This is a genomic window from Elioraea sp., assembly GCF_022842375.1.
GTDB lineage: Bacteria > Pseudomonadota > Alphaproteobacteria > Acetobacterales > Acetobacteraceae > Elioraea_A.
In genome coordinates this window covers 25606-39678 of sequence record NZ_JALHPR010000028.1, presented here as the reverse complement: position 1 = coordinate 39678, position 14073 = coordinate 25606, and the positions used below count along the sequence as shown (strand labels likewise).

At 69.4% G+C, this 14073-nt stretch carries 10 protein-coding genes and 1 pseudogene; 10 read left to right on the top strand and 1 reads right to left on the bottom strand.

Features of this window, described 5'->3' with window-relative positions; translation table 11 throughout:
* The first annotated feature begins 1 nt into the window (after nucleotide 1).
* The 10 genes and pseudogenes from Q0C38_RS19070 (at nucleotide 2) to Q0C38_RS19025 (ending at nucleotide 13253) form a co-directional block, all read left to right on the top strand.
* The gene (locus Q0C38_RS19070) at nucleotides 2–511 is read left to right on the top strand and encodes an HPr kinase/phosphorylase (protein ID WP_291298711.1); all 510 of its coding nucleotides are present in this window, start codon (nucleotides 2–4) and stop codon (nucleotides 509–511) included.
* A gap of 571 nt (nucleotides 512–1082) precedes the next feature.
* Nucleotides 1083–1493, top strand: coding sequence for a PTS sugar transporter subunit IIA (locus Q0C38_RS19065; protein ID WP_291298710.1), 411 nt, complete (start codon nucleotides 1083–1085; stop codon nucleotides 1491–1493).
* Between the two features lie 101 nt (nucleotides 1494–1594).
* The gene (locus Q0C38_RS19060) at nucleotides 1595–1858 is read left to right on the top strand and encodes an HPr family phosphocarrier protein (RefSeq protein WP_291298731.1); all 264 of its coding nucleotides are present in this window, start codon (nucleotides 1595–1597) and stop codon (nucleotides 1856–1858) included.
* A complete protein-coding gene (gene ptsP, locus Q0C38_RS19055) occupies nucleotides 1848–3713 on the top strand; it encodes a phosphoenolpyruvate--protein phosphotransferase (RefSeq protein ID WP_291298709.1) in 1866 nt (621 codons plus the stop codon). The genes Q0C38_RS19060 and ptsP overlap by 11 nt, the downstream gene beginning before the upstream one ends.
* A gap of 53 nt (nucleotides 3714–3766) precedes the next feature.
* On the top strand, nucleotides 3767–5035 hold the full coding sequence (gene glgC / locus Q0C38_RS19050) for a glucose-1-phosphate adenylyltransferase (protein ID WP_291298708.1): 1269 nt from the start codon (nucleotides 3767–3769) through the stop codon (nucleotides 5033–5035).
* Nucleotides 5036–5037: 2 nt separating this feature from the next.
* Entirely contained in the window at nucleotides 5038–6462 is a 1425-nt protein-coding gene (gene glgA / locus Q0C38_RS19045) for a glycogen synthase GlgA (RefSeq protein ID WP_291298730.1), read from the top strand.
* On the top strand, nucleotides 6455–7087 hold the full coding sequence (locus Q0C38_RS19040) for a D-sedoheptulose 7-phosphate isomerase (protein WP_291298707.1): 633 nt from the start codon (nucleotides 6455–6457) through the stop codon (nucleotides 7085–7087). Before glgA ends, Q0C38_RS19040 begins: the two co-directional genes overlap by 8 nt.
* 168 nt (nucleotides 7088–7255) lie before the next feature.
* Nucleotides 7256–8178, top strand: a pseudogene (locus tag Q0C38_RS19035) (IS630 family transposase).
* A gap of 457 nt (nucleotides 8179–8635) precedes the next feature.
* Nucleotides 8636–12121 (top strand): carbohydrate-binding domain-containing protein, encoded by a 3486-nt coding sequence (locus tag Q0C38_RS19030; protein ID WP_291298706.1) that lies wholly within the window; start codon nucleotides 8636–8638, stop codon nucleotides 12119–12121.
* Nucleotides 12122–12176: 55 nt separating this feature from the next.
* Nucleotides 12177–13253 (top strand): GNAT family N-acetyltransferase, encoded by a 1077-nt coding sequence (locus tag Q0C38_RS19025; RefSeq protein ID WP_291298705.1) that lies wholly within the window; start codon nucleotides 12177–12179, stop codon nucleotides 13251–13253.
* A 50-nt stretch (nucleotides 13254–13303) separates the two neighbouring features.
* On the opposite strand, the gene Q0C38_RS19020 is transcribed toward Q0C38_RS19025, so the two are convergent.
* Nucleotides 13304–13705 carry an IS5 family transposase gene (locus tag Q0C38_RS19020; RefSeq protein WP_291298704.1) on the bottom strand — a complete coding sequence of 134 codons (402 nt, stop codon included), beginning with the start codon at nucleotides 13703–13705 and terminating at the stop codon, nucleotides 13304–13306.
* Nucleotides 13706–14073 lie beyond the last annotated feature (368 nt).

The window sequence follows — 14073 nt, the reverse complement described above, 5'->3', positions numbered from 1 at the left end:
GATGGCCACGACCACGCTGCACGCGACCTGCTGCGCCGCGCCGGGGAACGGGGATGGCGATCCGCAGGGCGTCCTGCTCACGGGGCCCTCGGGCAGCGGCAAGTCGGACCTCGCGCTGCGGCTGATCGATGCCGGGTTCCGCCTCGTTGCCGATGACCTTGTCGACCTGGCAGCGGAGGGTGGGGCGGTGATCGCCTCCGGGCTGCCGCGCGAGGGGGCGCTGATCGAGGTGCGCGGCCTGGGCGTGATCCGACTGGCGGCGGCGGCGGCACGGGCGCGCGTGGTGCTCGTCGTGGCGCTTGCCGCCGCCGGGGCGCAGGAGCGGCTGCCAGCGCCTTCCCACGCCACCCTCGTCGGGCTCGCCGTTCCCCTGGTCACGATCGACCCGTCCGGAAGCTCCGCCGTCGCGCGGATCAGGCTGGCGCTTTCCGTCCTGGGCGGCGGGGCGGTCTCGGTCGCGGGGGCCCTGGGTGATGCGCCCTCGTCCCCGGCCGGGCGCGGCGGGCCATGAGGCCGCGGCCCGCCGGTGCCGAGGAGCCGCTTGGTCAGTACACGTGTGGTCAATACCCAGGCCGCGCTGCGGGAATGCTGTTTTTGCGTTTGAACGGCGGGCGCCTCCGGCTATAGGAGTCACCAAAACAGGGGGCATCGGACTGCGGCTCGGATGAAAACGGGCACGACAGTGATCGGTTGCGGGGGCGGTTTCGACGTTGGAGCGGCAGGCAGATCCTGCATTCCGCGTGCGAAAGGGCCCGCGCGCCGGAAAGCGGGACCCCAGAGGGAATCACGGCGGGGATCAGGAAACGCCACGGGCTGAGAGAGCCGCGAGGCATGGTCTGGCGCAAAGGCGCCGGCTGCTTGCGGGCGAGGTTCGCTTGGCGCAGGGTTCGCCCCTGTGCCGGGCCGTGGCCCCGATGGCGAGGCCGCGGCCGGGACTATGGACGCTGGGAACCGACAGGTTGGGCAATTTGACTTCCGTCTGCCTTCCGATGCTTTGCCTTCCCACGGCGCGACGCGCGATGGTCCGGCATGCAATGCGCTGACCTCCTCGCCGCGGCGCAGCGGTAGGCCGGGCCGAGACCATGATCGGGCTCGTTCTCGTCACCCATGGCCGCCTTGCCGAGGAGCTTCGCTTGGCGATGGAGCATGTCGTCGGGCCGCAGGCCGGGGTTGCCACCGTGTGCATCGGCCCCGATGACGACATGGAGGGGCGCCGCGCCGACATTCTCATGGGCATCGCCACCGTGGATCAGGGCGACGGCGTGGTGCTGCTGACCGACATGTTCGGCGGGACGCCCTCGAACCTTGCCATCTCGGCGATGAACGGGCGCAATGTCGAGGTCCTCGCCGGGGTGAACCTGCCGATGCTCGTGAAGCTCGCCGCCGTCCGCTCGTCGGAGCCGCTGACCACCGCCGTCGCCTGCGCCCAGGAGGCGGGGCGGAAATACATCGGCGCCGCCTCGCGCCTCATCGGCGACGAGCACCCGCGGTGAGCGCCGCCCAGAACGAGTCGGGCAGCGCCACTGGAGGCGAGCAGGCAGATGGCGCCGAGGATCCCTTCGCCGTGACCCCCGACCCCTGCGGCCCGGCCCCGATGACGCGCGACCTCGTCATCTCCAACAAGCGGGGCCTGCACGCCCGCGCGGCGGCCAAGTTCGTGAAGCTGGCCGAGACCTTCTCGGCCTGCGTCAACGTCCGCCGCAACGGCAGCATCGTGTCGGCCCGCTCGATCATGGGGCTGATGATGCTCGGTGCCGGCCAGGGCTGCCCGATCGTCCTCGAGGCCGAGGGCTGGGACGCGCGCGAGGCGCTCGATGCGCTGTCGGCCCTGGTCGAGGCCGGCTTCAATGAGGACTGAGGGCAAGCCACCGCCCCGCCGCAAGCCGGCAGCCGAACAGCCCCGCGCCACCGCCGCCGCCAAGCCGGCCGGGCGCCAGGCGAAGGAAACCACGCTCTACGGCCTCGCCGTCTCTCCCGGCATCGCCATCGGCAGGCTCGCGACCGCGACCGAGCAGGCGCCGGCGATCGAGCGGCGCGAGCTGTTCGAGGACCAGGTCGCCTGGGAGATCGAGCGGTTCGACGAGGCCGTCGGCGCTTCGCGCAAGCAGCTCGCCAAGCTCCGCGCCAGGCTCTCGATCCTGCCCGAGGAAGCCAACCGGGAGCTCGAGCCGCTGCTCGATGCCTATGCCCAGATGCTCGGCAACTCCCGGCTCACCCGCAACATCCGCCGCCGCATCGGCGAGCAGCGGATCAATGCCGAGGCCGCCGTCGCCGAGGAGGCGGAGGGGCTGGCCGAGGCGATGTTCGCCGCCGGCACCGATGACCGCGCCACCCGCCAGCGCCGGGCCGACGAGGTGCGCGAGATCGGCAGGCGCCTGGTGCGCAACCTCACCCGCACGCCATGGCGCAACTACTCGCTGCTGCCGCACGGCGCCGTGCTTGCCGCGGAACTCCTGACGCCGGCCGATGCCGCGCTGCTCGAACCCGCACGCCTTGCAGGCGTGATGACGGAGGAAGGCGGGCTCGAGGGCCACACCGCCATCATGCTCCGCGCGCTCGGGCTTCCCGCCGTGCTCGGCGTGCCTGGGCTCATGGATACGGCAGAGCCGGGCACGATGGCGATCGTCGACGGCCGCGCCGGCATCGTCACGTTGAACCCGACGGCCACGACGCTCGCCGCCGCCCGCAAGGCGCTCGCCGCCGAGATGCGCGAGCGCCAGCGCCTCGGCCGCCTCCGCCGCCTGCCGGCGGTGACGCGCGACGAGGAGCAGGTCGAGCTCCAGGCCAACCTGGAACTGCCGATCGAGCTGCCGATGATCGCGCAGTCGGGTGCCGTCGGCATCGGCCTGCTGCGCACCGAGTTCCTGTTCATGAACCGCGACGACGTGCCCGACGAGGACGCCCAGGCCGAGACCTACATCCAGGTCGTCGAGGCGATGCAGGGCGACCCGGTGACCATCCGCGTGCTCGACTGGGGCGGGGAGAAGCAGATCGAGAGCCTGGTCGCCAAGGGCATCGTGCCCGGTGCCGGCGGCGACAACCCTGCCCTCGGCGTGCGCGGCCTCCGGCTGCTGCTGAAGGAGACCGAGCTGTTCGAGACGCAGCTCGCCGCCATCCTCCGTGCCTCGACGAAGGGGCCGGTGCGCGTGCTGCTGCCGATGGTCACGACGCCGGACGAGGTGCGCAAGGCGCGCGAGGTGTATGACCGCGTCGGCCGCCGCCTCCGCCGCCGCGGCCTCGACCTGCCCGAGCACCTGCCGCCGCTGGGCATCATGATCGAGACGCCGGGTGCGGCGCTTGCCGCCGACAGCCTGGCCCTCGAGAGCGATTTCTTCGCCATCGGCACCAACGACCTCGCGATGTACACGCTGGCGGTTGATCGCGCCGAGACGGAGGCGAGCCACCTCTACGACCCGCTGCACCCCGCCGTGCTGCGGCTGATGCAATTCGCGATCGAGGCGGCATTGCGCATCCGCATGCCCGTCTCGGTCTGCGGCGAGATCGCGGGCGATGCCAGGCTGACGCCGCTGCTGCTCGGGCTCGGCATCCGCAGCCTCTCGATGTCCTCGGGCTCGGTCCCGCGGGTCAAGCAGGCGGTGCGGTCGGTCGCGATCGACGATTGCGCCCGCTTCGCACGCTCGGTGATGGAACAATCCGACCCTGGTCGGATCGCGGCACTGGTATCGGGCTTCCAGACGAAGCACGATGGCTGAGCGCCGCCGCCGGGCCACCGGCTCCGGGACGAGCCGCGCAGGGAGGGTACGGCATGACGCAGAGGCCGTCGGGTTCGACGCCCATCGCGCGCGATGCAATGGCCTATGTGCTCGCCGGCGGCCGCGGCAGCCGGCTGATGGAGTTGACCGACCGTCGCGCCAAGCCCGCCGTGTTCTTCGGCGGCAAGACCCGCATCATCGATTTCGCGCTGTCCAACGCGCTGAACTCCGGCATCCGCCGCATCGGGGTGGCCACGCAGTACAAGGCGCATAGCCTGATCCGCCACCTCCAGCGCGGGTGGAGCTTCCTCAGGCCCGAGCGGAACGAGAGCTTCGACATCCTGCCCGCGAGCCAGCGCGTCGGGCATGACCGCTGGTACAGCGGCACCGCCGACGCCGTGTACCAGAACATCGACATCATCGAGAGCTACGCGCCGCGCCACATCGTGATCCTGGCGGGCGACCACATCTACAAGATGGACTACGAGGCGATGCTGCGCGAACACGTCGAGCGGAAGGCCGACGTGACCGTCGGCGTGCTCGAGGTGCCGCGCATGGAGGCGACCGGCTTCGGCGTGATGCATGTCGACACGACCGACCGCATCACCGCGTTCCTCGAGAAGCCGTCCGACCCGCCGGGACTGCCCGACCGGCCCGGGATCGCGCTGGCCTCGATGGGCATCTACGTGTTCGAGACCCACTTCCTGTTCGACCAGCTGCGCCGCGACGCGGCCGATGCGTCATCGAAACATGATTTCGGCGGCGACATCATCCCGCATCTCGTGGCGCACGGCACCGCGATCGCGCACCGCTTCGAACGCTCCTGCGTCCGTTCCGAACACGAGACGACGAGCTACTGGCGCGATGTCGGCACCGTCGATGCCTACTGGGCGGCGAACATCGACCTCACCGCCATCGTGCCGGAGCTCGACCTCTACGACCGCGCCTGGCCGATCTGGACGCATGCCGAGATCACCCCGCCGGCGAAGTTCGTCCATGACGAGGATGGCCGCCGCGGCCAGGCGATCTCCTCGCTCGTCTCGGGCAACTGCATCGTCTCGGGTGCGACGGTGCGACGGTCGCTGCTGTTCACCGGCGTGCGCGTGAACTCCTTCGCCGCCGTCGATGGCGGCGTGGTGCTGCCCGACGTGACGGTCGGCCGCGGCGCGCGCCTGACCAACGTCGTGGTCGACCGTGGCGTGACGATTCCCGAAGGCCTCGTGATCGGCGAGGACCCCGTGCTCGACGCCACGCGCTTCCGCCGCACCGAGAACGGTGTCTGCCTCGTCACCCAGGCGATGATCGACCGCATCGGGGCGTGACGATGCGCGTCATCGCCGTCGCATCCGAGGCCTATCCGCTGGTCAAGACCGGCGGGCTCGCCGATGTCACGGGCGCGCTTCCCGCCGCGCTCGCGGCAGAGGGCATCGCGGTGACGACGCTCCTGCCCGGCTACCCGGCCATCCTCGCCGCACTGGGCGACGCGCGCGCGATTGCCACGCCGGGGCCGGGGCAGCGCATCCTCGCCGGCCGTGCCGGCGGCCTCGACCTCGCGGTGCTCGACGCGCCGCCGCTGTTCGACAGGCCCGGCAACCCCTATACGGCCCCCGGCGGCGGCGACTGGCCGGACAACGCCGCGCGGTTCGCCGCACTCGCGCGCGCCGGTGCCATGCTCGCGCGCGGCGAGGCAGGGCTCGCGCGGTTCGATCTCCTGCACGCCCATGACTGGCAGGCCGCGCTCGCGCCCGCCTATCTCGCCTTTGCGTCCGGCCGGCGTGTGCCCTCCGTCCTGACGGTCCACAACATGGCCTTCCAGGGCCAGTTCCCTCCAGAGACGTTCCCGAGCCTCGGCCTGCCCCCCGAAGCCTTCACGGTCGAGGGCATCGAGTACTACGGCAATGTGGGGTTCCTGAAGGCGGGCATGCACTTCGCCGACAGGATCACCACCGTCAGCCCGACCTACGCCACCGAGATCGCCACGCCGGAGGGCGGCATGGGGCTGGATGGGCTGATCCGCGCGCGGGCTGGTCGGGTGGCCGGCATCGTCAATGGCATCGACGAGACGGTGTGGTCACCGACGACCGACGCCGCGCTGCCCGCGCGCTACGACGCCGCGACGCTCGACCTGCGTGCGGCGAACCGCGCGGCGATCGAGGTCGCGTTCGGCCTGACGGCTGACGCATCGCCGCTGTTCGCCGTCGTCACCCGGCTGACCTGGCAGAAGGGGATGGACGTGCTGGCCGAGGCGGTGCCCGCGCTCGTCGCGGCGGGCGGCAGGCTGGCGCTGCTCGGCTCGGGCGATGCCGCGCTCGAGGGCGCGTTCCTTGCCGCGGCGCAGGCCCATCCCGGCCGCGTCGGCGTGCGCATCGGCTTCGACGAGACGCTGTCGCACATAATGTTCGGCGGGGCGGACGCGATCCTCGTCCCCTCGCGGTTCGAGCCGTGCGGGCTGACGCAGCTCTACGGCCTCCGCTACGGCTGCGTGCCGGTTGTCGCGCGCGTCGGCGGGCTTGCCGATACCGTGATTGACGCCAATGCCGCGGCACTGGAGGCGGGCGTTGCCACTGGCCTCGCCTTCGCGCCGGTGACGACGCCAGCGCTCACGGCGGCGATCATGCGTGCGGCCGCGCTGCATGGCGATGCGGTTGCCTGGGCCGGCATGCAGCGCGCGGGCATGCGGGCCGACCTCTCCTGGCGCCGCCGCGCCGGTGCGTATGCTGCGCTGTTCCGGGGTGTGATCGATGGCTGACGCGAGGGACGAGGCGGGCATGGCGGGCGAAGATTTCGTAATCAAAACGTTGCGGACCACGTCCGACCTTCTCGCCCGCATGGCGGCTGACGCGGCCCTCTGCGCGGCGACCGTGGCAGCGGCCGATGCCGTGGTCGCTGCGTTGCGCGCCGGCAACAAGCTGCTGCTCTGCGGCAACGGCGGCAGCGCGGCGGACGCGCAGCACTGGGCGGGAGAGCTCGTCTCGCGCTTCCATTATGACCGCCCCGGCCTCGCCGCGATCGCGCTTACCACCGATACCTCGATCATGACCGGCATCGGCAATGACTACGGCTACGAGCGGGTGTTCTCGCGCCAGGTCGAGGCGCTCGGCGCCACGGGCGACGTGCTGTTCGCGCTCTCCACCTCCGGCCGGTCGCCCAACATCCTCGCCGCGCTGGGCGCAGCCCGGACCAAGGGCATGGCGACGGTTGGCTTCACGGGCGCTGGCAGCGGCGACATGCCGGCGCTATGCGACATCCTCCTCCGCGTGCCGCATGCATCGACACCGCGCGTGCAGGAAGGCCACGAGGTGCTGGGCCACGCCATCTGCGCGATCGTGGAGGCGACGCTGTTCCCGCGCCCCCCTGATCGACCTGAAACCTGATCGACCGGTATCTCTTCGTGAACGTCCGTTAGAGCGTCTTCAGACCTAATTGAATCAAGGGCCTTCACCCCACGCGGATCGGATCTGTTTCACGCTGCCTGTCGGAGAGGAGGCCGACGGGCATGTGGCCGCTGGCCGCCTTCGGCTCCGAAGGCGTTATCGGTTGATCTGCGGGAACGTGTGGTTGCGGCGATCGCGGCGGGTGTCACGTGTCGCGCTGCGGCGGAGCGGTTCGGTGTTGGGGCGTCGAGTGCGATCCGCTGATGGGCGCTGCACCGGCAGGTGGGTTCGGTGGCTCCCGGGCCTCTGGGCGGCGACCGCCGCTCGGGACGGATCGAGAGCCATGCGCCATGGATCCTCGGTCTGGTGGAGAGGACGCCAGACGTCACCTTGAGCGAGCTGCGCGCGGAACTGGCCGAGGCCGGCGTGCCGGTCAGCATCGCCTCGCTCTGGCGGTTCTTCGCGCCGCGGCGGATCACGCTGAAAAAAAAGTCGGCGCATGCGGTCGAGCAGGATCGGCCCGACGTCCTGACGCGGCGCTGGGAATGGTTCGAGGGCCAACTCGACCTCGACCCGGACCGCCTGGTGTTCATCGACGAGACCTGGGCCTCGACCAACATGGCCCGTACGCGCGGCCGTTCGCCGCGCGGCGAACGGCTGCGCGCCGCCATCCCGCACGGCAACCGGAAGACGACCACCTTCGTCGCGGGCCTGCGCAACAGCGGAATGGTCGCGCCGATGGTGCTCGATCAGCCGATCAACGGTGCTGCCTTCCAGGCCTACCTCGATCAGGTGCTCGTGCCTGAACTGCGGTCCGGGACATCGTCTTCATGGATGACCTCGGCAGCCACAAAGGGCCGGGCGTCCGCACATCCATCGAGGCCGCCGGCGCACGCCTGCTCTACCTGCCACCCTACAGCCCCGACTTCAATCCGATCGAGAACGCCTTCGCAAAGCTCAAGGCCATGCTGCGCAAGGCCGCGGAGCGCAGGCTCGACGGCCTGTGGAATGCCATCGGCCGCATCATCGACACCTTCACCCCCGACGAGTGCACCAACTGCTTCGCCGCCGCAGGATACGACCCAAACTGATCGGAAAAGGCTCTAACGAGGTCGCTGCCGCGCGCGTCCGGTACGGCCGGACCGGACGAAGAGCAGCGCGCCGCGCTTGCCACGTTCTCGAAACGGCCCAGCGGTTCCCTCACTTGACCAAGTTGTGAACGACATTTCGCTGAACTGTGGCTCGCGGCGTGGATGAAAGACGGGTAGTGCCCCGTACACACTTCTGCAACCGAAACGCCTAGCCACCACTCTGACGCAGACAATAGTAGTTCCCTCCAAGACTGTCCAGCCGTAGATCATCGCCCGACCGTTACAATCAACCGAAGACCGCCGCAAATGAAGTGGCAGTCATCGGTGGACCTCTACGCTCGTCAACAACTCTTCGTTAACCACCGTGAACGACCATGCGGGTCCCCGCGCCCTTATCCGGAGTTAAAGAATGACTAACTCATCCACTCCGAGCACAAGCCATGTCGTTGGACTGACGGTGCAGAACGCAGGCACAGGCACGCTCCAGGCAGGCGTGACGACCATGGGCCAGGTATTCCAGCCAGGCGATGTGCCTGCTGGGCAGTCACTCATCGCCAAGATCGGCGCCACGACGGTCCCGGTTCAGGTCGATGTGAAGACGACCCACCCGGATGGGTCGATCAAGATGGCGGTGCTGTCGTTCGAGCGGCCGATGCTCGGCGCGGGGACGAGCGTGGATGTGGTGCTGGAGAAGGCTGCGGCGCCGGCCGCCCAGCCCGTGGTGAACCTCGCCGCCGTCTCCTCCCAGCACAGCCTGATGGTCGAGCTCACGCCCACGGGCCAGCCGAAGATCACGATCGACGTGATGGACGCGCTGCGCGATGCGCTCGCCGATGGCTCGGCGTCGATCTGGCAGAAGGGCCCGCTTGCGACGCAGGCGCGCGTCGAGGTCGATGTGCCCGGCTCGATGCGACTGAAGTTCGACGTGACCGCGTTCAAGGACGGCAACATCTCCGTCGATGCTATGTTCAACAACGACGAGGCGATGGAAGCCGCTGGCGGCCGCGTCGCCTACTCGGTGAAGGCGACGCTCGACGGCAAGGTCGTCATCCAGGAGAGCGTGAACCAAGGCCAGTACCAGAACTGGATGGAGAGCGTATCGTCCGGCGGGCCGCATGGCGGGCAGGGCCTGGGCGCGCAGTCATCCGGCTGGCTGAACATCCAGCATGACATCGAGTACCTGAAGGATACCGGCGCGATCGCGAACTACGACTTGTCGATCCCGGTGTCGCAGCCGGCGCTCTCGAACTACGGCGCGGCGATCTCGGCGAGCACGTGGAGCGACCCGCTCGCGTCGAATGGCGTCATGCAGGCCATGCCGACCACCGGCGGGCGCCCGGACATCGGCTTCACGACCCAGCACAACGTGCATTGGCTGCTCTCGGGCGACGCTCGCGCCGCCGAGTATGCGATGGGGCAGGCAGAAGCGTCAGGCGCCGTCCCCTGGAACTTCTGGGACGATACCAATGATACATGGCTCAACACCGATCACTACGCCAAGCTCTGGACAGATCCGCGGGGCGGCACCGGGCGCGCTGGCGATGGTACTTCGACTGGGCTGACGCAGCAGCGCCCCACCGACACGGGGTGGACGCCCGATCACGCGCACCAGCCCGACCTGTCGTCGGTGCCCTACATGCTGACGGGCGAGCGCTGGATGCTGGACAACCTCCAGGCCCAGGCCTCGGCCGCCGTGATGGGAACGTTTCCCGTTACGCGCATGAACGGCGAAGGCATCGTGACCAATGGAGGCCAGGTCCGCGGTTCGGCCTGGAACCTGCGCCAGGTTGAGAACGCAGCGTGGCTGAGCCCCGACGGCAGCGCAGAGCAGGCCTATTTCGAGACCGTCTCGCAGAAGAACTGGGACTGGCTGATCTCGCAGATCCCGGCTTGGACCGCGCAACAGGGCGAGGCGCACGGCTATCTCCCGGGCGCCTACCCAGGCGGGGCAATGGCCCCATGGCAGCAGGATTATTTTGCCGGCGTCGCGATCATTTCGGCAACGCGCGGCGGCGAAGATGCAAAGACGTTCATCGACTGGATGTCCAACTACCTCGTCGGGCGGTTTACTGCCGGCGACGAAGGCTTCGCGATGCGCGATGCAGTCGCGTACAATATCGCCATCTCGAATCTGACAACGCGCGAAGTCTACAAGACATGGGAAGAGATCGGCGCTGAGACGGTCAGCCGCGGCATGTCCAACACGACCTCGACCACCGGTTGGGCCAGCGGAGAGTACGGTCGTCTTGGTCTTGCGACACTTGCGGGCATCCATGATCTGACAGGCGACTCCGAAATCGCCGCTGTCTACCGATCCTTCCTCTCCCTCAAGCCCGCGTTCACCGACGAGGCTTCCTACGTCGCCAACCCCGCCTATGCGATCACGATTCCTGAAATCTACGATGAGTTCTATCCGCCTGCTGGCAGCACGCCAGCGACCAAGCCCCTCACCCTTCCCGCCCCCGTCACCGCGCTGAACCTCGAAGGCACGAGCGCTGCCAACATGCTCATCGGCGGCGCGGGGGCAGATATCATCCGTGGCCTCGGCGGCAACGACGTCATGAGCGGCGGCGCGGGCAGGGACAGCTTCGTGCTCGGCCGAGGCGCCGGCAACGACCGGATCACCGATTTCGCCTCCGGCACCGACAGGCTCTTCTTCGATGGCATCGACCCTGCCTCGTTGAAGGCCCGCATCGCCACGGTCGACGGCAAGTCCGGAACGATGATCACCTACGGCACGGCCGGCGACAGCGTGTTCCTCACGGGCGCGCGGAGCCTCGCCAAGGGTGACCTCGTGTTCGCGAATGTTCCGGCAGCGGAGTCTGTTGCGGTGCTGGCGCAGGCCGTGTCGGTCGTCACAACCGGCTTCGCACCCGTGTCGCGCAGCTTCGGCACGGGCAACGACACGCTCGTGCTGAGGATCGCGCAGGATGCCTGGCAGGGTTCCGCCCAGTACCAGGTGCTCGTCAACGGCCAGCAGTTCGGCGGCACGCTCACCGCCTCGGCACTGCGGTCGGACGGCACGAGCGACACGCTCACGCTCAAGGGCAATTGGGGCACGGCGAATACCGTCGAGGTGCGTTTCCTCAACGATGCCTGGGGCGGCACAGCCGCGACCGATCGCAACCTCTATGTTCAGGGCATGTCGCTGAACGGGCAGGACCTGCAGGGCATGTCGGCGACGCTCGCCACCACTGGCGGCGTGCTGTTCGCAGCAACGAAGACTGTGACGCCGCAAAACCTCACCTTCGGCAGCGGCAGCGACACGATGGTGCTGAAGGTCGCGCAGGATTTCTGGCAGGGCAACGCACAGTACACGATCGGCGTCAACGGCCAGCAGATCGGCGGCGTCATTACCGCAGCCTCGGTCCGCGCGAATGGCCAGAGCGATACGATCACGATCAAGGGCAACTGGGGCGACAGCGTCCAGCTCTCGGTGAACTTCCTGAATGATGGCTGGGGTGGTTCGGCGACCGCCGATCGAAACCTGCATCTCAACAGTGTCTCGATCAACGGCATCGACGCTGGCCTCACATCAGTGATGGGGACCAGTGGTGCGAGGAACTTCACCCTCGCCAAGCCTGTCGGCATCCCGGAGGCGACCTTCGCGCAGATCCTCGAGGGAACGACCGCCGCGAACACGCTCGTCGGCGGTGCCGGCGCCGATCTGCTCCGCGGCGGCGCGGGGGCCGATGTCATGACCGGTGGTGCCGGGGCCGATACGTTCCTGTTCGCCAGCGGTGCGGGGGCGGATCGGATCACCGACTTCGCCTCAGGCACGGACCGCCTGTTCTTCCAGGGAATCGCGTCGGCGTCGGTCCAGGCCACGGCGACGACGGTGAACGGCACGGCAGGCGTGATGATCGCCTATGGCAGCGCCGGAGACACGGTGTTCCTCGCCGGCGTCACGCAGCTGGCGGCCGGCGACCTCGTGTTCGGCTGAACGCCAGGGCGCGGGCGGGGTTCGCGCGCAACCCCGCCTGCGCTACATCGGCTGCGTGCAGAGCACGTCCTCGACCGCCGCGTCGCTGATCGCGCCCGGCCTGGCCCTGCCAGGCTGGGCCGACCGGCTGCTCGAGCAGCCAGGCGAGGGGAACTTCTTCGCCTCCCGCCTCTGGTTCGACACGGTCCTCGCCAACGCCCTGCCGGACGATGCCACGCCGGTCCTGGCAACCGATGCGGCCCGCACTGTGCTGCTCGTGCTGGTCCGCCGATCCGGGAGGCTCGCAAGCCTCACCGGCCCGTACAGCCTGGCCTGGCGCCCGTTGCATGACCCGGCAGCGGACGTCGCCACACGGCACATCGCCGCGCGCGCCATCGCCCGCGCCCTCACCGGCGAAGGCCCCGTGACGCTCGAGTTGATCGACCCTGCCCTGCCAGCGCTCCCCGCCTTCCTCGCAGGCCTGCGCGCCGGTCGCGCGTTCGCCGCGCCGTTCGATCATGTCGGCAACTGGTACGAACCGCTCGGCGATGCACCGTCGTGGGAGGGCTATCTCGCCGCGCGCCCGCCCACCCTGCGCACGACGATCACCCGCAAGCTCGCGCGGGCGAGGCGCAGCGCCCGGTTCCAACTCCTGCGCGCCCCCGGCCCGGCGCTCGAGGCCGGAATCGCCGCCTACGAGGACGTGCGCGCCCGCAGCTGGAAGCCGGATGAGCCTTTCCCCGCCTTCGACGCCGCACTGATGCGTGCCGCCGCCGCCGCCGGCCTGCTCCGCCTCGGCGTGCTGTGGGAGGCCGATGCCGGCCGCGCCATCGCCGCGCAGTACTGGATCCTCGATCGCACCGAGGCGGGGCTGCGGCGCGCGACGGTGCTGAAGCTTGCCCATGACGAGGCGGCGCGGGCGGCCTCGCCGGGAACCGTGCTGACGGCGATGATGATCCCGCTGCTGATCGAGGAGGATGGCGTGCAGGTGCTCGATTTCGGCCGCGGGGACGACCCCTACAAGCAGCTCTGGGCGGCGACGCGCCGCCAGCGCATCGGCCTCGTGATCGCCGACCCGCTCTCGCCGCGCGGCCTCGTGGCACTCGCCCGGCAATGGGCGGGGCCACTCGTGCGGCGGCTTTCGGGAAGATGAGGCTTGTCTAGGCTCCGGACTCATATCCACCAAGTGACGATTGCTGCGAGTTAGACGGCGCTGAGGAAGACGTCGGCGCGTCGGTCGTCGCGTGTGGCGATGCGTCGGAAGTCCTTCAGGCGGCAGAAGGCGCGCTCGATGAGGTTTCGCTTGCGGTAGGCGCTCCGGTCGAAGGGATGGTGCTGTTTGCGGGTGGGGTTGTTCGGGATCACTGGCACGGTGCCGCGAGCGAGCAGGAAGCTGCGGATGCCGTTGCTGTCATACGCAGCGTCGGCGATGCAGAGCCTGGCTGACGGCCAGGGAGCGAGCAGCGCCAGTGCCACCGGCGCATCGCCGTGCTGACCGGCGGTCAGCTCGAAACCGATCGGGCGGCCGAGGTGATCGGTCAGCGCGTGGATCTTGCTGGTCCGCCCGCCGCGCGAGCGCCCGATGGCTTGCGCGTGCTCCCCCATTTTCCGCCGCCGGCGCTGCGATGGGCCTTCACGTGGCTGCTGTCGAGCAGCAGCTCGGCCGGTGGGCCGCCAGCAGCTGCGAGCGCGCGGAACACGCGCTCCCACCCACCCTTGGCTGCCCAGCGCACGAACCGGTTGTACAGCGTCTTGCGCGGTCCGTAGGCCGCCGGCGCATCCACACCGCCCGCCAGAGCGCAAGACGTGAACGATGCCGCTGATCACGCGGCGATCATCGACCCGCGGCTCGCCGAGCGTGTCCTGAGGCAGCAAAGGCGCAAGCCGGCTGGACCGTGATCCGCAAACGCGGATCACGGTCCAGCGCCGGCGCCTCCAGTAGCGCGATGGCACGCACATGCCTAATGATGGAT